General features: G+C 72.7%; 26 protein-coding genes. 14 read left to right on the top strand and 12 right to left on the bottom strand.

The window, feature by feature from the left end; translation table 11 throughout:
- Positions 1 to 20: 20 nt before the first annotated feature.
- Entirely contained in the window at positions 21 to 1,037 is a 1,017-nt protein-coding gene (gene galE / locus BMW78_RS18010) for a UDP-glucose 4-epimerase GalE (protein ID WP_091762621.1), read from the top strand.
- Here galE and BMW78_RS18005 read toward each other — a convergent pair.
- The gene (locus BMW78_RS18005; protein ID WP_091762542.1) at positions 1,025 to 1,840 is read right to left on the bottom strand and encodes a dienelactone hydrolase family protein; all 816 of its coding nucleotides are present in this window, start codon (positions 1,838 to 1,840) and stop codon (positions 1,025 to 1,027) included. The two genes, galE and BMW78_RS18005, sit on opposite strands and share 13 nt — an antisense overlap.
- Before the next feature lie 163 nt (positions 1,841 to 2,003).
- Between BMW78_RS18005 and BMW78_RS18000 the strand changes: the two genes are divergently transcribed.
- The 7 genes from BMW78_RS18000 to BMW78_RS17970 are packed head-to-tail and all read left to right on the top strand — an operon-like array spanning position 2,004 to position 9,733.
- A complete protein-coding gene (locus BMW78_RS18000) occupies positions 2,004 to 3,452 on the top strand; it encodes a cytochrome ubiquinol oxidase subunit I (protein WP_091762540.1) in 1,449 nt (482 codons plus the stop codon).
- A 55-nt stretch (positions 3,453 to 3,507) separates the two neighbouring features.
- Complete coding sequence (gene cydB, locus BMW78_RS17995) at positions 3,508 to 4,551, top strand: cytochrome d ubiquinol oxidase subunit II (protein ID WP_091762538.1); 1,044 nt, start codon at positions 3,508 to 3,510, stop codon at positions 4,549 to 4,551.
- Positions 4,551 to 6,206 (top strand): thiol reductant ABC exporter subunit CydD, encoded by a 1,656-nt coding sequence (gene cydD / locus BMW78_RS17990; protein WP_091762536.1) that lies wholly within the window; start codon positions 4,551 to 4,553, stop codon positions 6,204 to 6,206. Before cydB ends, cydD begins: the two co-directional genes overlap by 1 nt.
- Positions 6,203 to 7,876 carry a thiol reductant ABC exporter subunit CydC gene (cydC, locus tag BMW78_RS17985; protein ID WP_425439067.1) on the top strand — a complete coding sequence of 558 codons (1,674 nt, stop codon included), beginning with the start codon at positions 6,203 to 6,205 and terminating at the stop codon, positions 7,874 to 7,876. The genes cydD and cydC overlap by 4 nt, the downstream gene beginning before the upstream one ends.
- A 5-nt stretch (positions 7,877 to 7,881) precedes the next feature.
- Positions 7,882 to 8,304: a BlaI/MecI/CopY family transcriptional regulator gene (locus BMW78_RS17980; protein ID WP_218144413.1), complete on the top strand. Its 423-nt coding sequence runs from the start codon at positions 7,882 to 7,884 to the stop codon at positions 8,302 to 8,304.
- Positions 8,305 to 8,324: 20 nt separating this feature from the next.
- On the top strand, positions 8,325 to 9,176 hold the full coding sequence (locus BMW78_RS17975) for a M56 family metallopeptidase (protein ID WP_245735957.1): 852 nt from the start codon (positions 8,325 to 8,327) through the stop codon (positions 9,174 to 9,176).
- The gene (locus BMW78_RS17970; protein WP_091762534.1) at positions 9,173 to 9,733 is read left to right on the top strand and encodes a low molecular weight protein-tyrosine-phosphatase; all 561 of its coding nucleotides are present in this window, start codon (positions 9,173 to 9,175) and stop codon (positions 9,731 to 9,733) included. Before BMW78_RS17975 ends, BMW78_RS17970 begins: the two co-directional genes overlap by 4 nt.
- 59 nt (positions 9,734 to 9,792) lie before the next feature.
- Here BMW78_RS17970 and BMW78_RS17965 read toward each other — a convergent pair whose 3' ends face one another.
- Entirely contained in the window at positions 9,793 to 10,032 is a 240-nt protein-coding gene (locus BMW78_RS17965) for a hypothetical protein (protein WP_143056325.1), read from the bottom strand.
- A gap of 97 nt (positions 10,033 to 10,129) precedes the next feature.
- Here BMW78_RS17965 and purB point away from each other — a divergent pair, with 97 nt between their 5' ends.
- Positions 10,130 to 11,539, top strand: coding sequence for an adenylosuccinate lyase (gene purB / locus BMW78_RS17960; RefSeq protein ID WP_091762531.1), 1,410 nt, complete (start codon positions 10,130 to 10,132; stop codon positions 11,537 to 11,539).
- Here purB and BMW78_RS17955 read toward each other — a convergent pair.
- The 3 genes from BMW78_RS17955 to BMW78_RS17945 all read right to left on the bottom strand — a co-directional run bounded on the left by BMW78_RS17955 (position 11,527) and on the right by BMW78_RS17945 (position 15,371).
- Positions 11,527 to 12,117 carry a DinB family protein gene (locus BMW78_RS17955; RefSeq protein WP_091762529.1) on the bottom strand — a complete coding sequence of 197 codons (591 nt, stop codon included), beginning with the start codon at positions 12,115 to 12,117 and terminating at the stop codon, positions 11,527 to 11,529. The genes purB and BMW78_RS17955 overlap by 13 nt on opposite strands.
- 63 nt (positions 12,118 to 12,180) lie before the next feature.
- A complete protein-coding gene (locus BMW78_RS17950; RefSeq protein ID WP_143056324.1) occupies positions 12,181 to 13,656 on the bottom strand; it encodes an adenylate/guanylate cyclase domain-containing protein in 1,476 nt (491 codons plus the stop codon).
- Positions 13,656 to 15,371: an NAD(P)/FAD-dependent oxidoreductase gene (locus BMW78_RS17945; RefSeq protein WP_091762524.1), complete on the bottom strand. Its 1,716-nt coding sequence runs from the start codon at positions 15,369 to 15,371 to the stop codon at positions 13,656 to 13,658. Before BMW78_RS17945 ends, BMW78_RS17950 begins: the two co-directional genes overlap by 1 nt.
- A 135-nt stretch (positions 15,372 to 15,506) precedes the next feature.
- On the opposite strand from BMW78_RS17945, the gene BMW78_RS17940 reads away from it, so the two are divergent.
- Entirely contained in the window at positions 15,507 to 15,938 is a 432-nt protein-coding gene (locus BMW78_RS17940) for an MmcQ/YjbR family DNA-binding protein (RefSeq protein ID WP_245735955.1), read from the top strand.
- 3 nt (positions 15,939 to 15,941) lie between these two features.
- On the opposite strand, the gene BMW78_RS17935 is transcribed toward BMW78_RS17940, so the two are convergent.
- On the bottom strand, positions 15,942 to 16,430 hold the full coding sequence (locus tag BMW78_RS17935) for a MarR family winged helix-turn-helix transcriptional regulator (RefSeq protein WP_091762522.1): 489 nt from the start codon (positions 16,428 to 16,430) through the stop codon (positions 15,942 to 15,944).
- Between the two features lie 74 nt (positions 16,431 to 16,504).
- Between BMW78_RS17935 and BMW78_RS17930 the strand changes: the two genes are divergently transcribed.
- Positions 16,505 to 16,879 carry a cupin domain-containing protein gene (locus BMW78_RS17930; protein WP_091762520.1) on the top strand — a complete coding sequence of 125 codons (375 nt, stop codon included), beginning with the start codon at positions 16,505 to 16,507 and terminating at the stop codon, positions 16,877 to 16,879.
- A gap of 116 nt (positions 16,880 to 16,995) precedes the next feature.
- On the opposite strand, the gene BMW78_RS17925 is transcribed toward BMW78_RS17930, so the two are convergent.
- From BMW78_RS17925 to BMW78_RS17915, 3 genes are all read right to left on the bottom strand, one after another.
- A complete protein-coding gene (locus BMW78_RS17925) occupies positions 16,996 to 17,628 on the bottom strand; it encodes a VOC family protein (RefSeq protein ID WP_091762612.1) in 633 nt (210 codons plus the stop codon).
- Between the two features lie 108 nt (positions 17,629 to 17,736).
- Positions 17,737 to 18,555 (bottom strand): TrmH family RNA methyltransferase, encoded by an 819-nt coding sequence (locus tag BMW78_RS17920; protein ID WP_091762610.1) that lies wholly within the window; start codon positions 18,553 to 18,555, stop codon positions 17,737 to 17,739.
- Positions 18,556 to 18,571: 16 nt separating this feature from the next.
- Entirely contained in the window at positions 18,572 to 19,558 is a 987-nt protein-coding gene (locus tag BMW78_RS17915) for a DUF2332 domain-containing protein (protein WP_091762518.1), read from the bottom strand.
- 72 nt (positions 19,559 to 19,630) lie between these two features.
- Between BMW78_RS17915 and BMW78_RS17910 the strand changes: the two genes are divergently transcribed.
- Positions 19,631 to 20,239: an LURP-one-related family protein gene (locus BMW78_RS17910; protein WP_091762516.1), complete on the top strand. Its 609-nt coding sequence runs from the start codon at positions 19,631 to 19,633 to the stop codon at positions 20,237 to 20,239.
- A gap of 46 nt (positions 20,240 to 20,285) precedes the next feature.
- Here the strand turns inward: BMW78_RS17910 and BMW78_RS17905 are convergent, their stop codons facing one another.
- Complete coding sequence (locus BMW78_RS17905; RefSeq protein WP_091762514.1) at positions 20,286 to 21,080, bottom strand: HAD family hydrolase; 795 nt, start codon at positions 21,078 to 21,080, stop codon at positions 20,286 to 20,288.
- A gap of 71 nt (positions 21,081 to 21,151) precedes the next feature.
- The gene (gene serS, locus BMW78_RS17900) at positions 21,152 to 22,408 is read right to left on the bottom strand and encodes a serine--tRNA ligase (RefSeq protein WP_091762512.1); all 1,257 of its coding nucleotides are present in this window, start codon (positions 22,406 to 22,408) and stop codon (positions 21,152 to 21,154) included.
- 103 nt (positions 22,409 to 22,511) lie between these two features.
- Here serS and BMW78_RS17895 point away from each other — a divergent pair, with 103 nt between their 5' ends.
- Positions 22,512 to 23,147, top strand: coding sequence for a LysE family translocator (locus tag BMW78_RS17895; RefSeq protein WP_091762510.1), 636 nt, complete (start codon positions 22,512 to 22,514; stop codon positions 23,145 to 23,147).
- Positions 23,148 to 23,189: 42 nt separating this feature from the next.
- Positions 23,190 to 24,293: a hypothetical protein gene (locus tag BMW78_RS17890; RefSeq protein WP_091762508.1), complete on the top strand. Its 1,104-nt coding sequence runs from the start codon at positions 23,190 to 23,192 to the stop codon at positions 24,291 to 24,293.
- A 53-nt stretch (positions 24,294 to 24,346) separates the two neighbouring features.
- Here BMW78_RS17890 and BMW78_RS17885 read toward each other — a convergent pair whose 3' ends face one another.
- Positions 24,347 to 24,904, bottom strand: coding sequence for a DinB family protein (locus BMW78_RS17885; RefSeq protein ID WP_091762506.1), 558 nt, complete (start codon positions 24,902 to 24,904; stop codon positions 24,347 to 24,349).
- Between the last annotated feature and the right edge of the window lie 5 nt (positions 24,905 to 24,909).

The following is a 24,909-nucleotide window of genomic DNA, read 5'->3' as shown; positions in this document are numbered from 1 at the left end:
GCACGGCATACTTTGTGCGCATGCGCGTTCTCGTCACCGGCGGCGCCGGCTACATCGGCTCCCACACCGTCGTCCAGCTCGCGGCCACCGGCCACGACGTCGTGGTCGTCGACAGCTTCGCCAACTCCAAGGCGGCCGTGGTCCCGCGGCTCGAGGCGCTCATCGGCCGCCCGCTCGAGGTCCACGCCTTCGACCTGACCGACCGCGACAAGACCGAGTCGCTGTTCGCCGAGGGGCACTTCGACGCCGTCATCCACTTCGCCGGCCTCAAGGCCGTGGGCGAGAGCGTCGCGGCTCCCCTGGAGTACTACCAGAACAACCTCGACTCGACGTTCGCGCTGGTGCGCGCCATGCGCAACCACGGCTGCTTCAAGCTGGTGTTCTCCTCCTCCGCCACCGTCTACGGCGAGAACGCACCGGTGCCGATGCACGAGGACCTGCCGACCTCGGCGACGAACCCCTACGGCTGGACGAAGGTCATGATCGAGCAGGTGCTGCGCGACGTGGCCGTCACCGACGAGCGCTGGCGCATCGCGCTGCTGCGCTACTTCAACCCCGTCGGCGCCCACCCGTCGGGCACCATCGGCGAGGACCCGCAGGGCATCCCCAACAACCTCATGCCGTTCATCGCCCAGGTCGCCGTGGGCAAGCTCGAGAAGCTCAAGGTGTTCGGTGACGACTACGACACCCCCGACGGCACGGCCCAGCGCGACTACATCCACGTCGAGGACCTCGCCGCCGGGCACCTGGCGGCCCTCACGAAGCTGGGGACGACCGACGAGCCCGTCTCGACGTGGAACCTCGGCACCGGCCGGCCGAGCAGCGTGCTCGAGGTGCTGCACGCCTTCGAGCGGGCCTGCGGCCACGAGCTGCCCTACGAGGTCGTCGGCCGCCGGCCCGGTGACATCGCCGCGTCGTACGCCGACCCCTCCCGCGCCGAGGCCGAGCTCGGCTGGCGCGCGGAGAGGACCATCGACGACATGTGCGCCGACCAGTGGAACTGGCAGCGCGGCAACCCCCTCGGTTACCCGGACTGACGCGCCGGCTGGGGCAGGCGGCGCGCGAACAGGTCGAGCAGCGCCTCCCAGTGCCGCTCGGTGGCGGCGTCGTCGTATGCCGCGGTGTCGGCCATCGTGAACCCGTGCGCCGCGCCCTCGTAGAGCTCGGTGCGGTGCTCGACCCCGGCTGACGCCAGCGCCTCGCCGACGACCTGCTGGTGCTCCGGCGACATCGAGTGGTCGTGGTCGGCGTGCGCGACGTAGACCTCGCAGCCCAGGCGGCCGAACAGCCGGTGGGGGCTGTCCGGGGCGTCGGTGACCAGGCGGCCGGCGTGGAAGGTCGCGACCGCGGCCACCCGCTCCGGCGCGTGGGCCGCCAGGCGGATCGCGAGCGCGCCACCCATGCAGTAGCCCAGCGCGCCGACCGGTCCGTCGGCGACGCGCTCATCCCTGGCCAGGAAGTCGAGCCAGGCGTCGGCGTCGCGCGTCGCCAGCTCGGGGGTCAGGGCCTTCATGACCGGTCCGAGCCGCTCGAAGACGGTGCCGCGGGCCAGCGGGTCGCTCAGGTCGGGCAGCTCGACCACGGGCGCGCGGCCGCTGCGCCAGAACACGTTCGGCACCAGCACGGCATACCCCTGCCCGGCCAGCCGGGAGGCCATCTCCTCCAGCCGCGGCCGCAGGCCGAAGGCGTCCATGAACATGACCACGCCGGGGTGCGGGCCACCCGTCGCCGGGGTGACGAAGAGGGCATCGGCGGCGCCGTCGGCGGTCGGGACGTCGAGGGTGGCGGCGGTGGTCTCGAGGGGGGTCTCGGGTGAGGTCTGGGGTGAGAGGTCGGCCATGTCCGCAGTCTGGCAGTGGCCCTCAGCACGCGCGCGGCACGCCAAGAGGTGACCGTGGCCCTCCCCGCTCGGGACCAATGGCCCGTGCGGCCGAACTACTACATATCGTAGTATCCACTACGCCCTGTAGTAGTTCATCCGTCTCCCCCAGGAGCTCCCTCCCATGGACGCGCTCGACCTCGCGAGGTGGCAGTTCGCCATCACGACCGTGTACCACTTCCTGTTCGTGCCGATCACGATCGGGCTCTCGGCCCTCGTCGCGGTCTTCCACACGGCGTGGGTCAGGAAGCGCAACCCGGAGATGCTCCGGCTCGCCAAGTTCTACGGCAAGCTCTTCACGATCAACTTCGCGCTCGGCCTGGTGACCGGCATCGTCCAGGAGTTCCAGTTCGGCATGAACTGGTCCGACTACAGCCGCTTCGTCGGCGACATCTTCGGTGCCCCGCTGGCGATCGAGGCCCTGCTCGCGTTCTTCCTCGAGTCGACGTTCCTCGGCCTGTGGATCTTCGGGTGGGGCCGGATCCCCGAGAAGCTGCACGCGGGGTGCATGTGGGCCGTGCACATCGGCACGCTGCTGTCGGCCTACTTCATCCTGGCCGCGAACTCGTTCATGCAGAACCCGGTCGGCTACCGCTACAACCCGCAGAGCGGCCGGGCCGAGCTGACCGACTTCGCCGCGGTGCTGACCAACAAGGTGCAGCTGGTCACCTTCCCGCACGTCGTGTTCGCCGCCTACATGGTCGGCGGCGCCATGGTCATGGGCGTCGGCCTGTGGCACATGCGCCGGGTCAACAAGGCGACCGAGCCGGCCGCGCGCTCCGACCTCGGCATGTACCGCAAGGCCACCCGCCTCGGCGCCGTCGTCACGCTGGTCGCCGGCCTCGCGGTCGCCGTGACCGGTGACCTGCAGGGCAAGATCATGACCGAGGTCCAGCCGATGAAGATGGCGGCGGCCGAGGCGCTCTACGAGTCGTCGGACAGCAACGCGCCGTTCTCCCTCTTCACCGTCGGCTCGCTCGACGGCTCGCAGGAGAAGTTCTCGGTCACCGTTCCGGGCCTGCTCTCCTTCCTCGCCACCGGCAGCTTCGACGGCAAGGTCCAGGGCATCAACAACCTCAAGGCGGAGTACGCCCAGAAGTACGCCGACAACCCGCTGACCCAGAGCACGACCTACGTGCCCAACATCCCGCTGTCCTACTGGTCGTTCCGCCTCATGATGGGCGTCGGCTTCGCCGCGATGGCCGCCGCGGCCGCCGTGCTGTGGGCGACCCGCCGCGACCAGGTGCCGACCGCCCGCTGGTGGACCTGGCTCGCCGTCGCCACACCCCTGCTCCCGGTGTTCGGCAACAGCTTCGGCTGGATCTTCACCGAGATCGGCCGCCAGCCGTGGATCGTCTTCGGCCTCATGGCCACCCACACCGGCGTCTCGCCGTCGGTGTCGGCCGGCGAGGTCATCACCTCGATGGTGGTCTACACGCTGCTCTACGGCGCCCTCGCCGTGGTGGAGGTCAAGCTCTTCCTCCACTACATGCGAGCCGGTGCCCCGCCGCACGAGGAGCCGGTGACCCCCAGCGAGAAGGACGAGGACGCCGAGCTGGCGTTCGCGTACTGAGCCGGCCGACGAGCACGACGCGACCACGCGGCATACCGAAAAGGACTGTCAAGCAATGGACTTCCCCACCATCTGGTTCATCATCATCGGCGTGCTCTGGACGGGCTACTTCGTCCTCGAGGGCTTCGACTTCGGCGTCGGGATGCTGCTGCCGGTGCTCGGCCGCGGCACCGACGCGGCTGACGGCGAGAAGCGGCGCCGGGTGCTCATCAACACGATCGGCCCGGTCTGGGACGGCAACGAGGTGTGGGTGCTGACCGCCGGTGGCGCCACCTTCGCGGCGTTCCCGCACTGGTACGCCACGATGTTCAGCGCGTTCTACCTGCCGCTGCTGCTCATCCTGGTGGCGCTGATCGTGCGCAACCTCGGCTTCGACTACCGGGGCAAGCGCGATGACGACCGCTGGCGCGCCAACTGGGACAAGGCGATCATCGTCGGCTCGTTCGTGCCGGCCCTGCTGTGGGGCGTCGCCCTGACCAACCTCGTGCGCGGTCTGCCGATCGACGCCAACAAGGAGTTCACCGGCAACCTGTTCACCCTGCTCAACCCGGTGTCGCTGCTCGGCGGCATCGTCACCCTCGGCCTGTTCCTCACGCACGGCGCGCTCTTCACCGCCCTGAAGACGAGCGGTCAGATCCGCGAGGACGCCCGCGGCGTGGCGACCAAGGTCGGCGTGGTGACCGCGGTGCTCGCCGTGGCGCTGCTGCTGGTCCTGGGCACGCAGCACGGCGGCAACGCCTGGTCGTGGCTGACGACCGTGGTCGCGGCCGGGTCGCTGCTCGCCGCGCTCGGTGCCAACCTGCGCGGACGGGAGGGCTGGGCCTTCATCGGCACGTTCGTCACGATCGCGATGGCCGTGGCGACCTACTTCCTGCTGCTCTTCCCAAACGTCATGCCGAGCACGCTCAACGACGCCTGGTCGCTCACGGTCGACAACGCCTCCAGCACCACCTACACGCTCAAGATCATGACCGTGGTGGCGCTGGTGTTCACGCCGCTCGTGCTGCTCTACCAGTCGTGGACCTACTGGGTCTTCCGCAAGCGCATCGGCACCCAGCACATCCCCGCCGCGGCCGAGCCCGTCGCCGCGGGCCGCTGATGCGCCCGTTCGACCCCCAGCTCCTGCGCGCGGCCCCGGCCGCGCGCAGGCCTGTGGTGGCCCTCGCCGTGGTGGGCGTGCTGCAGGGGGTGGCGACCATCGCCACCGCCTTCGCGCTCACCGCGGTGGTGCTGGCGGTGGTGAAGGGTATGCCGGTCGGCCGGCCGGGTGCCTGGCTCGCCGGCCTCTTCGCGCTGCGGGCCGCGCTGTCGTGGACCTCGGAGCGCGTGTCCGCGTGGGCCGGCTCGCGGGTCAGCGCCGCCCTGCGGGAGCAGCTGCTGGCGGCGTGGCTGCGCGCCGACGCCGACCGCCGGCCCGACCCGTCCCACGCCGTCGCCCTCGCCGCCCAGGGCACCAGCAGCGTCGAGCCCTACGTCGCGAAGTACCTCCCCGCGCTGGTCACCGCCGCCGTCGTCCCGCCGCTGGCTATCGCCACGCTCGCGGTCGTCGACTGGCCCAGCGCCCTCATCGTGGTGCTCACCGTGCCGTTGCTCCCGGTCTTCGCCGCGCTCATCGGCGCCAGCACCCGCGACGCGACGCAGCGCCGCTGGCAGGCGCTGTCGGCCCTGTCGGGTCACTTCCTCGACGTCATGCGCGGCCTGCCGACCCTCGTCGGCTACGGCCGCGCCACCCGCCAGGTCGAGACCATCTCCTCGGTCAGCCAGCGGCACCGCCGCACCACCATGGAGACGCTGCGGCTGGCCTTCCTCAGCTCGGCAGCCCTCGAGCTGCTCGCGACGATCTCGGTCGCCATGGTGGCCGTGACCGTGGGCATCCGGCTCTCGCACGGCTCGGTCGCCCTGGGCACCGGGCTCGTCGCGATCCTGCTGGCACCCGAGGCCTACTGGCCGATCCGCCGCGTCGGGGCGGAGTTCCACGCCGCCGCCGACGGCGCCGAGGCGCTCGCCGACATCCAGGGACACCTGGCGACCGGGACCGGCTCCGAGGTTGCGGCCGCCGGTGCGGGTCGCGACGACGCGGCGCGCCGGCTCGCAGCGTCGCTGGCGCGGCCGGCCACGGTGGTCGCCTCCGGGCTCACCTACACCTACCCCGGCACCACCGTCCCCGTGCTGGACGGCGTCTCACTGACGGCGGGCCCCGGCCTGACCGTGCTCACCGGCCCCTCCGGCACCGGCAAGACCACGCTGCTCGAGGTGCTCGCCGGCATCCGCGTGCCGCAGGCCGGCACCCTGTCCACCCCCGCGGCCCACCTGGTCAGCCAACGGCCGTTCCTCACCGCCGACACGGTGCGGTCCAACCTGGCCCTGGGCACCGCGGCAGGCCAGGACGCCTGCTGGCAGGCCCTGCGCGACGTGGGCCTCGACGGCGTGGTGGCCGCCATGCCGCAGGGCCTCGACACCCGCATCGGCGACGACGGCTTCGGCCTCTCGGCCGGGCAGCGCGCCCGCCTCGTGCTCGCCCGCGCGACGCTCTCCGAGGCCACCGTCGTGCTCCTCGACGAGCCGACCGCACACCTCGACCCCGAGTCGGCCGGCATCGCCCACGAGGCGATCCGCACCCTGGCCGCCCGCCGCTGCGTGGTCGCGGTGAGCCACCGCCCCGAGCTGGTGGCGGCCGCCGACGCGCACGTACACCTCGAGCAGGGCCGCACCACCCACTCCGACAGCCGGCAGGACCGGGAGGCCCAACAGTGAACCGGACCCCCGCACAGAACGAGACCGCAGCGGTGGGCCGCACCCGCCTCCTGCACCCCACCCCGCGAACCGCGCTGGCCGGCCTGCTCGGCGGGGCCGCCCTGTCCGCCGGGGTCGCCCTGACCGCAACCTCGGGCTGGTTGATCGTGCGCGCCAGCGAGCGGCCGGTCATCCTCACGCTGCTGACCGCCATCGTGGCGGTGCGCACCTTCGGCCTCGCCCGACCGGTGTTCCGCTACGGGGAGCGGCTGGTGTCGCACGACGCCGCGCTCGACGACCTGGCCGCCCGCCGCACCAGCGTCTACGAGCGGCTCATCCCGCTGACACCGGCGCGCCTCGGCACCCGGGGTCGCGCCGACGTGCTGACCGGGGTGGTCGACGACCTCCAGGACGTCGTCGACGCGCAGGTGCGGGTGACCGTGCCGCTCATCGCGACGACCCTCACCGGCGTGGCCACGGCGGTGCTCACCGCGCTGGTCGACCCGGGCGTCGGGCTCGCGGTCACCGGGCTGCTGGTCGTCGCCGCCCTGACGTCGTGGCTCGCGTGGTGGCTGGAGGGCCGCTCGCAGAAGGAGCTGCTCGCCGCCCGCGCCGAGGTCTCCCGGGTCAGCGAGCTGGTGGCCCAGCACGCCGGCGACCTGCAGGCGATCGGTGCCGGCGAGGCGGCACTCGGCTGGGTGCGTGAGGCGCACGACGCGGTCGAGGCGGCCACCCGCCGGCAGAGCCGGGGACGCGCGCTGGCGGCGGCCCTGCTCCCGCTGGCCACGGCAGTCGCCACCGTCGTCGCCGCCCTCACCGTCGAGCCGGCCGCAGTGGGCGCACCGGTGGCCGCGCTTCTCGTGCTGGCACCGTTCGCCCTGGCCGACGTGCTCTCACCCCTCTCCGACGCCATGCGGTCGCTGGCCCGGGCGCAGGCGAGCGACGCCCGGCTCCACGACCTGCTCGACCAGGCACCTGCCACCGGGCCCACCGGTCACCGCCTGCCTCCGGCCACGACGGTCCGTGCGCCGCACCTGCGGCTCGTCGGCGTCGCGGCGTCGTGGGACGGCGCCCGCACCGCCCTGCCACCGGTCACCCTCGACCTGCCCCCGGGCACCACCCTGGCCGTCACCGGCGCGAACGGCTGCGGCAAGTCGACACTGCTCGCGGTGCTGGCCCGCCACCTCGACCCAGCGTCGGGGCGCTACGAGGTCGACGGCGTCGAGGCCCGCGAGATCGACCTCGAGGCGCTGCGGTCCCTCATCGCCGTGGTGGACGACGAGCCGCACCTGTTCGCCAGCACGGTGCGCGAGAACCTGCGGCTGGCCCGCCCCGACGCCACCGACACCGACATCGACGCGGCCCTGGCGGCGGCCGGCCTGGCCGCCTGGCGGCAGGAGCTCGCCGCCGGCCTCGACACCCGTCTCGGCGCCGCTGGCACCGGTGTCAGCGGCGGCGAGCGGGCCCGGCTCGGCATCGCCCGCGCCCTGCTCTCCGGCCGCCCGGTGCTGCTCCTCGACGAGCCGGTGGCCCACCTCGACCACCCCACCGCCGAGGCCGTGCTCCACGACCTCTTCGCCGCCAGCGCCGGCCGCACCGTCGTGGTGGTGAGCCACCGCCCCGACGGCCTCGACGGGGCGGCGCGGACCCTCGACCTCGCCGCTGCGACACTGGCTCTGGAAGGCAGGTGAGGGCGGTGCCCACCAAGACGATCAACAAGCTCGGTGAGCTCGAGCGCGCGGTCATGGACCAGGTCTGGGCCCTCGGGGAGTCCGGTGAGCCGTCGGTGTCGGTGCGCCAGGTGCACGAGGGCCTGCTGCGCGGACGCGACCTCGCCTACACGACCGTCATGACCGTGATGGGCCGGCTCGCCGACGCGGGCCTGCTCGTCAAGGAGCGTGGCTCCGGCCGCGCCTACCTGTATGCCGCGGCCGGCACCCGCGAGGAGCTCACCGCCAGCAGCATGCTGGGGCAGCTGCAGGGGCTGCCGTCGGCCGACCGCCGAGCGGCCATGCTGCACTTCCTGGGCGACGCCACGGCCGAGGAGATCGCCGACCTCAAGGCCGCGCTGGCCGAGGTGGAGAAGCGGCACGGGCGGTCGAACGGGGGCCGGAGCTGAGCCCAGCCGTCGCGGCCGTCGTGCTGGCCGCCCTCGCCGTGGTGCTGACCGCCGTGGCCCCGCGCGCCATGGCTCGGCAGGAGGTCTTCCGCCGGTCGCCCCGGGCCGCCCTGCTCGGCTGGCAGGCCGTGTCGCTGGCGGCCGTCGTCTCCGCGGTGAGCGCCGCGCCGCTGGCCGTGCACGCGCTGGCGCTCGGCGGCGCGGGCTGGGCCGCCTGGGCTGCCGTGCCCGCCCTGGCGTTCAGCGGGCTGGTGCTCGGCAGGCTGCTCTGGTCGGGACATCTGGTGGGCACCCGGCTCCGCGCCGCCCGGCGGGAGCACCGCGTCCTCGTCGACGCCCTCGGCGAGGCGGTCGACGACGAGGTGCGCGTGCTCGCGCACCCCACTCCCACGGCATACTGCCTGCCCGGCCTGCGGCGCCGCGTCGTGCTGACCGAGGGAACGCTGCGCGCGCTGCCCGGCGAGGAGCTCGACGCGGTGCTGGCCCACGAGCGGGCCCACCTGCGCGCCCGGCACGACCTCGTGCTCGAGTTCTTCACCGTGCTGCACCAATCGGCGCCGAGCCGGCTGCAGGCCCCCGAGGCCCTGCGCGAGGTGCGCCTGCTCGTGGAGGTGCTCGCCGACCGCGCCGCCCGGCGCCGCACCGGACCGGTGCCGCTGGCCCGGGCACTGGTGGCGCTGGCCGGCGCCTCCCACCCCGAGACGGCGCTGGCGGCGACCGCCGACGTCAGTGCGACCCGCACCCGCATGGCCCTGCTCGCCGAGGACGACGCACCGGGGTGGCTCGCACCGGTGGTCTACGCGTTCGCCGCCGGCGTGCTCGCTGCCCCCCTCGCGCTGCTCGGCCTCGCGCTCGGTTCAATGGGGGCATGAGCAACAACGGGGACACGCGCAGCCACGACCGGTCCGGGGAGCCGTACCGCGTCATCGTCGTCTGCACGGGCAACATCTGCCGCTCGCCGATGGGCGAGTTCATCCTCCGCGAGCGCTTCGAGGAGGCCGGTCTGGGGCACCGCGTGGAGGTCGACTCCGCCGGTACCTCCTCGTGGGAGGTCGGCAACCCGGCCGACCGCCGCACCCTGGAGGTGCTGCGCCGCAACGGGCACGAGGACTTCGGCGGCACCAGCCACGTGGCGCGCCAGTTCGAGCGGTCGTGGATCGACGGCCGCGACCTGGTGCTGGCCGCCGACTCGGGGCACCTGGAAGACCTGCGCACAATGGCTCGCAGCGAGGAGCAGCGCTCCCGCATCCGGCTGTTCCGCGAGTTCGACCCCGAGGCGGTCGCCGCGGGCGAGCTCGACATGGACGACCCCTGGTACGGCGACGGCGACGCCTTCGACCGGACCTACGCCGAGGTCACCGCGGCCGCGGCCGGCGTGGTCGAGCACGTGCGGCAGGAGCTGGCCGCCCGCGACGGCGCGCTGGGGTGACCCACCGGCTGTGGTCGATCACCGCCCTCCACGCGTCGGTGACCGACCACGGTCACGCCTCAGCCGAGCGGGCAGCCCACCTCTGACAGCGTCTGCTTGTCGGCATCCGAGCCGGTGAGGACGAAGCCGCTTCGCGACACGACCGCGAAGTGCAGGTCCTCGTCGCCGTCGATCCGGACCCGGTAGACCGCGGTGGGCTGGCCGTCGATCGTGCTGTTGATGTCGGGCGCCCGCTCCACTCGGCGCTCGATGCCCTCGCGGTCGATCTCGTAGCCCGCCGCCTCGAGGCACTCGCCCATGCGCTGGGTGCCCCCGGCGACGGAGGCGCAGCGTAGTGCGGGGGCGGACGGCGGACGGCGGACCGGGCACCCCACGCCGTCTGGGAGGATGAGGGCCATGGCCTCGCTTGCTGACGCGACACCCCCCTTCGCCCTCGGCGCCCTCGACGGCCGCTACCGCAGCGCCGTCGCCCCGCTGGTCGACCACCTCTCCGAGCCGGCGCTCAACCGCGAGCGGGTGCACGTCGAGGTCGAGTGGCTGATCCACCTCACGTCGAACCACGTGGTGCCGGGCGTGCGCGCCCTCACCGACGACGAGCAGAAGGCGCTGCGCAAGGTCGTCGACGACTTCGGGCCCGACCAGGTCGCCGAGATGGGCGACATCGAGCGGGTCACCCAGCACGACGTGAAGGCGGTGGAGTACTTCCTCAAGCGCCGGCTGTCCGAGATCGCCCCGGCGGCGGAGGACAAGGGCCTCGCCGAGCTGATCCACTTCTGTTGCACGTCCGAGGACGTCAACAACCTCTCCTACGCCCTGATGGTCAAGGGCGCGGTCGAGCAGGTCTGGCTGCCCAAGGCACAGGCGCTGGTCGAGGCGGTGGCCACCATGGCCTCCGACCTGCGTGACGTGCCGCTGCTCGCCCACACCCACGGCCAGCCGGCGACCCCGACCACCATGGGCAAGGAGCTGGCCGTGCTCGCGCACCGGCTCCAGCGCCAGCTGCGGCGCATCGAGTCCGCGGAGTACCTGGGCAAGCTCAACGGCGCGACCGGCACCTACGGCGCGCACCTCGCCGCCGTGCCCGAGGCCGACTGGCCGTCGATCAGCCAGAGCTTCGTCGAGGGCCTCGGGCTGACCTGGAACCCGCTCACCACCCAGATCGAGAGCCACGACTGGCAGGCCGAGCTGTACGCCGACGTCGCGCGCTTCAACCGGGTGCTGCACAACCTCTGCACCGACGTGTGGACCTACATCTCGATGGGCTACTTCGCGCAGGTGCGCGGCCAGGGCACGGTCGGGTCGTCGACGATGCCGCACAAGGTGAACCCCATCCGGTTCGAGAACGCCGAGGCCAACCTCGAGGTCTCCAACGCCCTGTTCGACGTGCTCGGCTCCACGCTGGTCACCTCGCGGCTGCAGCGCGACCTCACCGACAGCTCGATGCAGCGCAACATCGGCACGGCGTTCGGCCACTCTCTGCTCGCCCTCGACAACGTCAGCCGCGGCCTCGCCGGCCTCGACGCCGTGCCCGCGGCGATGGCGGCCGACCTCGACGCCAACTGGGAGGTGCTCGGCGAGCCGGTGCAGTCGGCCATGCGCGCCCTCGGCGCCCGCGGCGTGCCCGGGATGGACGAGCCCTACGAGCGGCTCAAGGAGCTGACCCGCGGCCGCCGCATCACCGGCGACGACCTGCGCGCGTTCATCGCGGGCCTCGGCCTGCCCGACGACGTGGCCGCGCGCCTGTCGGCGATGACGCCGGCCACCTACATCGGCGCCGCCCCCGAGCTCGTCGACTACCTCGACTGACGCTCCTCCGCGGCCCGCGCGGCGGCTTCGACCTGCGCCCGGTAGTCGGACCACCACTGCTCGTCATGGGCGGGCAGGCTCGAGCTGTCGGCACGCATCCCGGCTGAGCCGTCGAGCTGCTCCCGGAGGATGTCGGCGTGTCCGGCATGGCGGGCGGTCTCGGCGAGTACGTGGATCATCACGGAGTGCAGGGTCACGTCCGGTTGCGGCCACCAGTGCGCGTGGCCCGAGGCGTCCAGGTCGAGCTCACGGATCGTCTCGTCGGCGTGCGCGCTCGCGGCGCGGTAGGTGTCCAGGATGTACTCGCGGCTCTCCGCGGCCGTGGCCCAGAGGTCGGCGTTCTCGGGCTGGTCGTCGTCCCACCACGGGAGGTGTGGTTCGAAGGGGCGGCCGAAGACCTGGCCGAAGTACCACGCCTCAGCGGTCGCCAGGTGCTTGACGAGGCCCAGCAGGTTCGTGCCCGTCGGCGTGAGCGGTCTGCGGATGTCGTACTCCGACAGCCCTTCGACCTTCCACATCACCGCCTCACGGGTGTTCATGAGGTACCCGTGCAGCTGCTGCTTCTCCGCGCCGCTCATGCGCACCATCCTGCCGCGCCCACCCGACGGACCGCGAGCGCATCGGGGTCACCGGCAGCAACCTCAGCTGGCAGAGGTTGCTGCCGGAGAAGGGGGCTGACCCTCGAGGGCCAGCAGGACGTGGGCGTCGACGGGCTCGGTCCTGCCCTTGAGCTCGAGCGGCCCTAGTGGCTCGGTCACCGCGTCGGGCAGGTGGGCGAGCGTCTCGGGTCCGATGGCGACGCCGCCGACGGGGGCCCTGGCCTCGAGCCGGGAGGCGACGTTGACGGTGTCTCCGATGACGGTGTGCGTGCGCCCGCCGCCGGCTCCGAGGAGGCTGAGCGACACCTCACCGGTGTTGACGCCGACCCGGAACCGCGGCCAGTCGGGGTGCTCCTGCGCGACCCGGGCCGTGGTGCGCTGGAGGTCGAGCGCGGCCGCCGCGGCGCGGTGCGCGTGGTCGGGCTGGTCGCCGCGGCGGTTGAAGGTGGCCATGATCGCGTCGCCGATGAGCCGGTCGATGTCGCCGCCATGGGCGCGCACCACCGGGGGGATGGCCACCTCGAAGTAGGTGTTCAGCATCGCGGTGACCTCCTGCGGCGAGTGCGCCTCCGACCAGCTCGTGAACCCCTGGAGGTCGGCGAAGAGGACGCTCATCTCGCGGCTGCCGGAGACGGTCTGGTCGAGGTAGAGGTCGGCGAACCGCTCCTCGTGCCACTGCTGCTGGGCGCCCCAGGCCACCAACCCGAAGGCCGCGAGCATCAGCAGGTGCCACTCCCACCAGCTGAGGTGCCAGGCCCGCGAGAACACGAGCACGACCATCGCCTCGGCAAGGAGGACGAAGGCGCCCGCCACCGCCACCGGCATGAGCCCGCCACGGTGCTGCCAGAGCCGCAGGTAGCGCCAGGCGCTCCACAGGTAGAGGCCGATGGCGGCCATCGCCATGACGACCATCGGCCCGGACGCCTGCTCGGGCGCGGTGTGCCCGTTCATCGGCGGCAGCCCGGCCAGCGACCAGACCGCCCACAGCGCCATCAGCGCCAGCAGCGCCCTCCGCAGCAGACGGCCCCGTCGCATGGCCCGCACCCCGGCCTCGCCCTCGAACCGGCCGGTCGAGACGAGGGCGAACGCCGACCCGATCGCGATGCCCACCGGTGTGGCGATCGTGAAGCCGGCGTTGGGGGTGTCGAGCAGCACCTTGGGCGTCGCGAGCGCGTGCAGGCCGAGGAAACCGGCCGACGACAGGAAGGCCAGCGACACGAAGAGCACCCGGGCGTCGCCGCGCCGCTGGGCCGCCGTGCCGGTGCCGTAGGCCACGACCGCGCTGAGCACCGCCGCGCCCAGCACCAGCCAGAAGTGCGCCGGCTGGTGCTGCCACATCAGGTCGAGGTGGGGCAGCCCCAGCACCAGCGTCAGCCCGGCCAGCGGCAGCAGCAGCGCCACGACCGAGCCGACCACGGCCCCGGCCCGCGGGGGGCCGTGCTCTCCCCCAGCCGGCGCGGCCGCCGCGTCCCCCGAGGCCGCCGCGTCCCCCGAGGCCCCCGAGGCCCCCGAGGCCATCAGGGTCCGCCGGCAGGCGCCTTCGCGCGCTGGACAGCGAGGTACTGGTGCAGCTGCGAGACGACGACCGACCCCTCACCCACCGCCGACGCGACCCGCTTCACCGACGAGGAGCGCACGTCCCCGACCGCGAAGAACCCCGGCAGCGACGTCTCGTACGGGAACGGCGCCCGCTCCAGCGGCCAGTCACCGCTGGCGACGACATCCGACCCGGCCAGGACGAACCCGCGCTCGTCGCGGACCACCTCCGGCGGCAGCCAGGACGTGTGGGGCTCCGCGCCGATCATGATGAACAGCGCGTCGGCTGCAACGGTCTTCTGGTCGCCGGTCGAGCGGCGCCGGAGCACGAGCTCCTGCAGCCACGCCTCGCCTCCGCCGCCGACGACCTCGGAGTCGAGCTCGACGATGATGCCCGGGTTCGACTCGATCTCGTCGACGAGGTACTGCGACATGCCCTCGCCCAGGGACTTCGACCACACGATGAGGCGCACGCCCGCGGCATACCGGGCCAGGTGGAGCACGGCCTGCGCCGCCGAGTTGCCGCCGCCGAGCACGGCCACCTGCAGCCCGCCGAGCGCCTGCGCCTCCGACACGCTGGCGCCGTAGTAGACGCCGGCCCCGGTGAGCCGCTCGATCTCGGGGATGCCGAGCCGCCGGTAGGAGACGCCCGTCGCGAGCACGACCGTCTTCGCGGTGACCTCGCCGACGTCGGAGATGTGCGCGAGGAACCGGCCGTCGTACGGGTTGACGCGGGTCACCTCGCGGGTGAGCAGGAAGTGGGCGCCGAAGACCCACGCCTGCTGGTAGCCGCGCTGCGCCAGCTCGGCCCCGCTCAGGCCGCGCGAGAAGCCGAGGTAGTTGCGGATCAGCGAGCTCGACCCGGCCTGCCCCCCGAGCGACTCGCGCTCGACCGTGAGGATGCGCAGCCCCTCCGACGACGCGTAGACCGAGGCGGCCAGGCCGGCAGGGCCCGCGCCCACGACGAGCACGTCGAAGTCGCGCTCCTCGTCGGGCAGCTCGGTGCGGATGCCCCACGCCTCGCAGATCTCGGCGTCACTGGGGTCGAGCAGCACCTTGCCGCCGAGCGCGGGCATCCACACCACGATGGGCCCGCTGGGGGTGTCGGGGTGCAGCATGCCGATCTTGCCCAGCGCCGTGTTCGCGGCCGCTGTCCCGCGCTCGAGGAAGGCGTGCGGGATGCCGTTGCGGGTCAGCAGGTTCCGTATGCCGTGGGCGCGGGCTGCGCGCCGCTCCGCGACGACGATGACCTCCCGCAGCGCGCTGACGACGGTGCGCGACCACTCGTGCACGAACTCGCCCACGGTGCGGTTGAACAGCTCGTCCAGCTCGGACCACGGCTTGAGCACGTAGTAGTTGATGTCGCCCATCGCCATGGCGCGCAGGATCGCCTCGGCCGTCGGCCGGTCCGACCAGGCGCCCCAGGGCACGAGCAGGGCCCGTCTGGCGTCGGGGTGCATGGTGCGCACGCGGCCGAGCAGCTCGGCGCCGGGCAGGTCCGGCAGCCACTGCTCGGCGAGCACCGTGGCCACCGGGTCGCCCCGGTCGCGCGCCGCCTCGAGCTGGGCCAGCGCCGCGGCACCGGTCTGCTCCCCGCGCACGCGGAAGTCGGCGCCGAAGCGGCGCTGAAGGTGGGCCTCGATCCGTGAGAGCGACTCGGGGTCGGCATCCACGGCGAGCAGGAGGGGACGCGGCATGATGCCTCCCTGCCGTCGAAGGGCTTCCTCGTCAGGCTAGGACCGCCGCGGACCCGACGGGTACAGCCGATGACGTAGGCCTGACGCATCCTCCGGGTCGTACCGGGAGCGCGTCCCCGGTCGTACCGTGGGCGGGTGACCCGCGGACGGATGAATGAGGCGCGCGCCCGCCTGGCCGACCTCGACGCCGTGGCGATGCGGCTGCCCGGCGTCGAGCGGAGCACCTCGCCCGACGGGCGCCACTCCTACGAGGTGGCAGGCAAGGCCTTCGTCCTCTCGAGGAGCCCGCGCAAGGACGCGGTCGACCCCGAGACCGGCGAGCGGATGGAGGACGTGCTCGTCTTCTGGGTGGCCGACCTCGGCGACAAGGACGCGCTGGTCCAGGGCGACGGGCCGTTCTTCACGACTCCCCACTGGAACGGCTACAAGGGGGTGCTGCTGCGCGAGCGCGACCTCGGGCAGGTCAGCCGCCGCGAGCTGGAGGAGGTCGTCACCGACGCCTGGCTGGCCCGGGCGCCCAAGCGCCTGGCCCAGGAGTTCCTGGCCGGTCCCGGGGAACCGACCTAGGGCTCAGCCGAGCCACGACTGCAGGTCGAGGCGACGGGCCGAGTCAGCACCGAGGACCCACAGGTCGCGGTGCAGCGCCTCGAGCCGCTCCGCTCCCACCCGGTCGGCCCACTCGGCGCGGATCTCCTCGAAGACCGCCACCGACTGCCGCAGGAAGTCCCGTCCCCGCTCGGTGGGGCGCACCACCTTCCGGCGGGCGTCCGTCGCGTCGACGGCCCTCTCGACGTAGCCCTGCTGCTCGAGCAGCCCGAGCGTCTTGGCCGCGGCCTGCTTCGACACCCCCAGCCGGCCCGCCACCTCGGTGGCGGTGGCCCCTGCCCCCACGGCCTGCAGCGTGAAGCCGTGCACCGGCCGGGTGTCGGGGTGACCGCGCTCGGCGAGCCTGCGGTGGCTCTCGTCGAGGTGGGCGCGGAGGGCTCCGAGCAGCACCAGGGGAAGCTCCCAGGCGGCCAGGGTCGGCTCGGCGCGAGGCGGGGCCGTCTCGTCGCTCATGCCCTCTTCCCCCCCAGTTCGTCAATGTGGTTGACTGTTTTCGTCAACCACATTGACTATAGGGAGAGATCGCCATGACCACCATCACCGACACGCAGCACCGGGTCACCGAGACCCCCAACGGGGTGATGACCACGCTGGCCTCACCCACCCTGGGCGGCAGCAGGGCGAGCCTGTGGCTCGTGGAGATGCACCCCGGGGCGGGCGGCCCGGAGCACGCCTTCGACGGCGAGCTCATCTGGGCGGTGACCCGCGGCGCCGCCGAGCTCACCATGGCCGGCACCACCACCACCTTGGGGCCCGGCGACACCGCGGTGCTGCCGGCGGGCGTCATGCGGCGGCTGACCGCCGGTCCGGACGGCTTCACCGCCGTCGTCACCGGACCGGGCGGCAGCACCGTCAGCCGGTCGGACGGCCTGCCCCCGGTGGTGCCACCCTGGGTCGCGTGACAGGCCGGCTCGTCCCCGAGCCCGGGAGCAGGACCGAGCACCACACGGAACGACAGGCAACGACAGAGGCCGCCCCGGTCCACGGGGCGGCCTCTGTCGTTGCGGCGGGTCGTCGGTCAGACGGTGACCTCACCGCTGGGGGTGTCGAAGGTGACCGAGAGCAGGCCGGGGGTGCCGTGCGGCGCGACGAAGGTGAACTCGATCGAGGTCGGCTCGTCGACCGGCCAGTTCAGCCAGTCACGAACCCGGTCGGGGTCACCGGCGATCTGCAGGGACTTGATGGTGACCTCGGTGTCGGCGCCGACCGAGGGGTGGCACTCGGGGGTCTTCCACTCGACGAAGAACGGCAGCTGCGGGTCGGAGATCAGGCCCTTGACGCCCAGCTGGCGCCACTTCAGCTCGGTGCCGTCGGGGCGGTGGCGGAAGCCCTCGGCAGACTCCCGGCCCAGGCGCTCCTCGAACGGCGTGATGTCGTCGACGCGGACGACCCAGCCGAGCCAGCCACCGCCGGCCTCGGAGCGGGCCCGGACGGCCTGGCCGAAGGGAGCCTTGTCGGATGCCGGGTGGTCCAGCACCTCGACGACCTCGACGTAGCGGTCGTGCGCCAGCGGGAGGATCACGTTCCGGGTGCCGAACCGCGGGTGGACTCCCCCATTGACCGGCTCGACGCCGATCAGCTTGGCGAGACGCTCAGCCGTCGCCTTCAGCCCGTCGTGCTCGGCGGCGTAGGAAACGTGGTCAACTCGCATGCAGAACATCGTGACACACGTTTTGGGGTGCTCTTGACACCGGGGTGGCCAGCCCCTTACCGCCCCGCCGGAGCGGGACGAGTAGGCCGGACGGAGGGCGCGAGCGGCCTACGCCCGGAGGCGGGCCCGGCGCTGCCGGACCGCCTCGTAGATGACGATGGCTGCGGAGGTGGCGACGTTGAGCGAGTTGGCCCGGCCCGCCATCGGGATGCGGACCCGGTATGCCGCGGCGGCGAGGACCTCGTCGGTCAGCCCGTACTTCTCGGCGCCCACGGCGATCGCGACGGGGCCGGTGTAGTCGACGTCGGTGTAGTCGAGGTCGGTGTCGGGGGTGGTCGCGACGATGGCGATCCCCCGCTGCTGCAGCCAGCCGATGGTGGAGGCCGTGTCGTCGCTGCACACCGGCACCGAGAACACCGTGCCCTTGCTGGCGCGCACGAGGTTGGGGTTGCCCCAGTCGGTGACGGGGTCGGCGGCCACGACGGCCTCGACCCCGGCGGCGTCGGCGGTGCGCAGCATCGCGCCGAGGTTGCCCGGCTTCTCCACGCCCTGGCACAGCAGCGTCAGGGCCCGCGGGCTGACCTCGAGGTCGGCGCAGGCGCGCGCGACGGACGGCACGACCGCGAGGAACCCGTCGGGGCCTTCCCGGTAGGCGACCTTCTCGAACGCGGCCCGGCCGAGCTGCACCGTCTCGACCCCGCGCGAGGCGACGTCGGTGACGACGGCGAGCTGGGTCGTCGGGTCGAGCATGAGGTCGGGGCAGTAGTAGAGGGCCTGGGGCAGGATGCCGGCCTCCAGGGCGAGGGCCAGCTCCTCGAAACCCTCGATGAGCGTCAGGCCCGACTCCTCGCGCGAGCGCCGACGGCGCAGGGAGGTCAGGGACTTCAGCCGCTGGTTGGACGGCGAGGTGATGATGAGGTCAGCCATGGCGGGGCCCAGCATGTCATTGATGGAGCCAGAACAGGCTCTGGCCGTGCGGGTCGCTCCACGCGACCGGCGCGCCGTCACGGGCCACGAGGAAGCGCCCCGGTTCCGGCTCCGGCTCTGCAGGCGGCTCCACCAGGCCCGCGAGCACGCTGGGTGCCTCGTTGGCCACCCAGTGGCCGGGCAGGCCACGGACGACCTCGGCGAACCTCCTCCGCTGCTCCGGTGCGGCGTAGGCCAGCACCGCGCTGTGGAACACCACGAGGGTGGCGCCGGCCGGTGCCCGGGCGGCGAGTGCGGGCAGGTGCTCCACGAGGTCGCCGGCGACGAGCAGGGGCGGGTCGGAGCGGAGCACCTCCGCCGCGGCGTGCAGCCGCCGGCGGCGCTCCTCGTGCTCGGGCCAGACCAGCGCCTCGAGCCAGGCGAGGTCGTCACCGGAGGTGACGTCGAGCGGGTGCAGGTCGAGGCCCGCGCGCCAGACCACCTCGGGCAGCCGGTCGGGCACGGGGACGTCGTTGTCCAGCCTGCACGGGAGCGTGACGCCGGGGCCGGGGCCGGCGCCGACGGCCGTGACCGCGTCGTCACGGTGGCGGTACTCGTACCGGTACCGGTCGGCATACAGGCACAACCCTGCGGAGGCGCCCACCTCGAGCAGGGCCAGCGGACCCGGTATGCCGGCGAGCACCGGCAGCAGCGTGGCGCACCGTGCTGCCTCGTTCGTCTGGGTGCTGCGGGCCAGCACCTCGGGCCGCACGTCGTGCCAGTGCTCAACGACCCAGGCCGTGAAGGCGTCCGGGTCCATGACGGGTGCACCCATCAGGCGGCCCACGCCGAAGAGGAGGTTGGGCTGGCGCTTGGCCGCCGGCAGGGTGGCCAGCAGGTCGAGCACCGGCCCGCTCGCCGCGACCGCCTCGGCCAACCGCTCGTAGGCGTGCGAGCTGCCACGCGCCTGCACCCGCGCGAAGCGCCGGTACTCCTCGGCCGTCTCGGCAGGGGTGGGGTCCATGCGGGCAGCCTGCCACGACGCATTCCGTGCGACTGGGGACACCTCCTGCCCGGTTTGGGACACAATGCCCCCATGACCCTCCCCACCACGACCGAGCACTTCCACCTGCGCCAGAAGGTGACCCTCATGGTCAACCGCTACGAGGTGGTCGCCTCCGACGGGTCCGGCGCCGAGGGCCCGGTGCTGGCCGTGGCGCAGCAGAAGCGGGTGGCCCTCAAGGAGGAGGTCACCTTCTACTCCGACGAGGCGCGCACCCAGCCGGTCTTCTCGTTCAAGGCCCGCAAGCGGCTCGACCTCGGGGCCACCTATGACGTGCTCGACGACCAGGGTGTGCCGATCGGCTGGTTCCGCAAGGACTTCGGCAGCTCGCTGCTGCGCTCGACGTGGCACCTGGGCACACCCGACGGCCTCGAGGCGACCGGCACCGAGCGCAGCTCGAACGTCGCGCTGGCCCGGCGCGCCTGGGAGATGCTGCCCATCGTCAGCGACCTGCCGAGCCCGTTCGTCTTCCACTTCGACTTCACCGCGGCCGACGGCACGCTGGTGCTCAGCTCCGAGCGCCGCCGCTCGCTGCGCGACCGCTACGACGTGCACGTGCCGGTGGCCAGCAACGGCTGGCAGCTCGACTGGCGCATGGCCATGGCCATGGCCGTCGCGCTCGACGCGCTGCAAGGCCGCTAGCAGGTGCCCCGACCGGTGTGCCGCGCGGGCGGCATACCCGGTCTGCTCACTGGAGGACGGAGAGGAGGACGGGCACCAGGCCGTCCTCGTCGACGTGGCCGGTCACGTCGTCGGCCACCTCCTTGACCTCGTCGGGCGCGTTCGCCATGGCGACGCCCCACGCGGCCCACTGCAGCATCTCGATGTCGTTGCGCTGGTCGCCGACCGCGATGGTGTGCATCGGCTCGACCTGGAGGGTGCGCCGCAGCAGCTCGAGCGCGGAGCCCTTCGAGACGCCCTCGGGGTTGATGTCCATCCAGGCCGTGAAGCCGACGTTGTAGTTGACCTCGTGGAGGCCGATCCGCTCGGCGAGCTCCTCGAAGTCCTCGCTCGTCCCCGTCGGGCTGCGGAACGTCACACGGGTGACCGGCTCCGCGACGAGCTCCTCCCAGGGCACGACGCGCAGCTCGCCCTGCAGCTCGCCGTCGGGGAAGGGCGCGCTGAGCTTGAACCCGACGCCGAGCTCCTCGACCGCGATCACCGCGTCGGGCCAGGAGTCGCGCAGCAGCTCGAGCGCCGGGGCCGGGTCGAAGGTGACCGTGTCGATGATCTGGTAGCCCTGCGGCTCGTCGGGGTCGAGCTTGAGCGTGACCGCTCCGTTGGAGCACACGACGTAGCCGTGGGTGAGCTCGAGCAGCTCGAGGATCGGGGTGGCGGCCACGATCGAGCGACCGGTCGCCACGACGACGTGGTGGCCGGCGTCCACCACGGCCCGCACCGCCTGGTACACGGCGGGACGCAGCTCGCCGGCGTGCGTGATGGTGGTGCCGTCGAGGTCGAGGGCGATGAGTCGCTGCGGCATGGGGTCAACCTACCGATGCCCTCCACCCCGGGACGGCGTCACACCGGTGACTCACCCGTGAAGGGCAGGCGTCAGACCGGCTTGAGCACCTCGAGGCCGAGGTAGGGCTGCAGCGCCTGCGGCACCACGACCGACCCGTCGGCCTGCTGGTGGTTCTCGAGGATGGCCACGAGCCAGCGGGTCGTCGCCAGGGTGCCGTTGAGGGTCGCCGCCGTCTGCGTGCCCTTGTCGGTGCGGTAGCGGGTGTTCAGCCGGCGCGCCTGGTAGGTCGTGCAGTTCGACGTCGAGGTGAGCTCGCGGTAGCGGCCCTGGGTGGGGACCCACGCCTCGCAGTCGTACTTGCGCGCAGCCGGTCCGCCGAGGTCGCCCGCCGCGGTGTCGATGATCCGGTAGGGCACCTCGATCTTGGCGAGCATCTCCTTCTCCATGGCCAGCAGCCGCTGGTGCTCGGCCACGGCGTCCTCGGGGCGGCAGTAGACGAACATCTCCAGCTTGTTGAACTGGTGGACGCGGATGATCCCGCGGGTGTCCTTGCCGTAGGACCCGGCCTCGCGGCGGTAGCAGGTGGACCACCCGGCATACCGCTTGGCGTCTGCGGAGAAGTCGAGGATCTCGTCGGTGTGGTAGCCGGCGAGCGCGACCTCCGAGGTGCCGGTGAGGTAGAGGTCGTCGGCCTCGAGGCGGTAGACCTCGTCGGAGTGCGCGTCGAGGAAGCCGGCGCCGCCCATCACCTGCGGGGTGACGAGCGTGGGGGTGATCATCGGCACGAAGCCGTGCTCGACGGCCTGCGCGAGCGCGAGGTTCATCATCGCGATCTCGAGGCGAGCGCCGACGCCCTTGAGGAAGTAGAACCGCGAGCCGCCGACGCGGGCGCCACGCTCCATGTCGATGGCGTCAAGGGCCTCACCGAGGGCGAGGTGGTCCTTCGGCTCGAAGTCGAAGTGGCGCGGCTCGCCGACGGTCTCGAGCACGACGTAGTCGTCCTCGCCACCGACCGGCACCCCGGGCTCGATGACGTTGCCGACCCGGCGCACCAGGGTGTCGAGCAGCTCCTCGGCCTCCGACGCCGACGCCTGCAGCTCCTTGACCTTGGTGGCCATCTCCTTGGTCTGGGCCAGCAGCGCCTGCTTGGCCTCGCCCTGCGCCTGCGCGACCTGCTTGCCCATCGACTTCTGCTCGGCCCGCAGCCGCTCGAACTCGGTGAGGGAGGAGCGGCGCCGCTCGTCGGCCGCGAGGATCTGGTCGACGACCCCCTCGTCCTCGCCACGGGCACGCTGGGAGGCGCGGACCCGGTCGGGGTCCTCGCGCAGGAGCTTGATGTCGATCACCGGCCCAGCCTATCGGCCGCCCGAAGCGTGAAACTCGTGGCAGCCGGCGCCCCCGGGCTGCCATCCTGCGAGGAGCAGCGCCGCACGATCCCCCGGAGCCACCATGCCCTCACCGACGACCCTGTTGGCCTTCGCAGCCGCCGCGGCTGCCCTCGTGCTCGTGCCGGGGCCCAACCTGCTCTACATCATCAGCCGTGGCATCTCGCAGGGGCGTCGCTCGGCGCTGGCCTCCACCGCGGGCGTCGCCAGCGCCACCGCCGTCTTCGTGGTGCTCACGGCCCTCGGCCTGACGGCGGTCATCTCGTCGTCGGTCGTGGCGTTCACGGTGGTGAAGTACGCCGGTGTGGCCTACCTGGTGTTCCTGGCGGTGAGGGAGCTGCGGTCGCGGGGCCGCTTCAAGCTGGAGACGCCGCCCCCGGTGAGCGGCCGACGCGCCTTCGCCGACGCCTTTCTGGTGGGCATCACCAACCCCAAGGTGGCCCTGTTCTTCCTCGCCTTCTTCCCGCAGTTCATCCATCCTGCCGACGGCGCCGTGGCGAGCCAGGCGCTGGTGCTCGGCACGGTGTTCGTCGTCATCGGTGTCACCTTCGACTCGCTCTACGCCCTCTCGGCCGGGGCGATCGGCGCCTGGCTCGCCCGGCGCCCACGCGTGATGCGGCGCAGCCACCTGGTCAGCGGCACGGTCTACCTCGCCCTCGGCGGGGCGGCCCTGCTCACCGGCGGACCGCAGCGGGCCTAGGGGCCGGCGCAGGCCGGGCGCGACCGAGGGCCGGGCACCGTCGTGGACACGGGGACGCAGGTCGTCTTCCTCGCCGTGGTGGGCGGCCGGTTCCTGCTGCCGCTGCTCATCCCGCGGTTCCCGCTGCCGGCGCTCCTCGCCTGCCTGGTGCTCGACGGCATCGACCAGTCAATCTTCCAGGCCTTCGGCTACGACCCGCCCGGCTACCAGGGCTACGACAAGGCGATGGACGTCTTCTACCTCTGCGTCGCCTACCTCTCGACGCTGCGGAACTGGACCAGCGGTCCGGCCTGGCAGGTGGGGCGGTTCCTGTACTTCTACCGGCTCGTCGGCGTCGTCGCGTTCGAGCTGACCCAGTGGCGGCCGCTGCTGCTCATCTTCCCGAACACCTTCGAGTACTTCTTCATCGCCTACGAGGTCGTGCGCCTGCGCTGGGACCCCACCCGCTACGGGCTGCGGGTGTGGGTCTGGACCGCCGGCCTCATCTGGGTCGTGGTGAAGCTGCCGCAGGAGTGGTGGATCCACATCGCCCAGCTCGACTTCACCGACACGGTGCAGGAGGTCGCGTGGTTCGGGCCGGCCGTCGTGCTCGCCCTCCTCGCGCTGCTCGCGGTCCTCTGGTTCGTCGTGCGGCCCCGGCTCCGGCCCGCCGACTGGCCCTGGCACGTGTCCGCCGACCCGCTGCCCGCCGCGATCGACGAGCCGGCCGAGCGCTCGGCCTGGGTCGCCTCCCACTACCGCGTGCTCTCGGTGCCGACCCTGGAGAAGGTCGTGCTCGTTGGGCTCATCAGCGTCGTCTACGCCAGCGTCCTCCCCGGCTCGGAGGCGCGGAGCACGACCCTGTTCACCGGTGTCGCGGTCTTCGTGGTCATCAACGCCGCGATCACGCTGTGGGCGGCGCGCGCGGCCCGCTCCATGGAGACGCTGACGGGCGCCTTCGCCGCCCGCGTCGCGGTCAACATGGGCCTCGTGGTCCTCGGCGACTGGCTGCTGCGCCGCGACAGCGGCTCCCTCAACCTCGCCGGCGCTCTCTTCTTCGTGCTGCTCCTGTCGCTGGTCACGACGATGCACGACCACTTCTGGCCGGTCCACGAGGTGCGCGCCGAGGCGCCCGAGCCGACCGGGAGGCAGCCCGCCCCCGCCTGATCCGCGGGGAGCCCGGGCCGGTATTCCGCGGGCCGGTCTGCCGCGGGCGCGCCTCAGGCGTCGACGTCCACCAGGTGGTGGGCCAGGTCGTGGAGGAAGTACTGGCCCAGGCTCTCGATGGTGAACAGGGAGCCGTTGCTGCGGCGGCCGGTGCGCTGCCACTGGCCTCGCTCGACGCTGGCGAAGGCGGCGCGCACGTCGTCGGCGGCCTCCCGCAGCTCACGGGCCACCACGGCGGGGTCCTGCAGGTGGTAGCGGCCGGCGACGGCGGCGTTGTCCTGGTCCCAGTTCGGGAAGTCCGGGCCGTCCTTGCGCAGCATCCAGTCCACCCGCTCCGTGAAGACGCGGCAGACGTCGCGGACGTGGCACGCGTACTCCAGCGGCGACCAGGTCGTCGGCGTCGGACGGGTGGTGGCGTCGGGCCGGGCCAACACGTCCTGCCAGGGCTCGGTGAGGGCCTGCACGCGGTCGGCGACCGAGGGCCCGTCGACCTCACCGGCGGTGAAGCCGCACTCGGGACAGGTCTCGTGCAGCGTCCAAGTCCAGTCCTTGGTGTCCGGCTCGACAGGGAGCGGCTCGGGCTCGAGGGGTGTGTCGGCGTGCTCCGTCATGGCGG

Origin of the sequence: Pedococcus cremeus (assembly GCF_900111375.1) — a bacterium.
In the GTDB taxonomy this organism is placed as follows: domain Bacteria; phylum Actinomycetota; class Actinomycetes; order Actinomycetales; family Dermatophilaceae; genus Pedococcus_A; species Pedococcus_A cremeus.
This window is presented reverse-complemented; position numbering and strand designations above follow the sequence as displayed.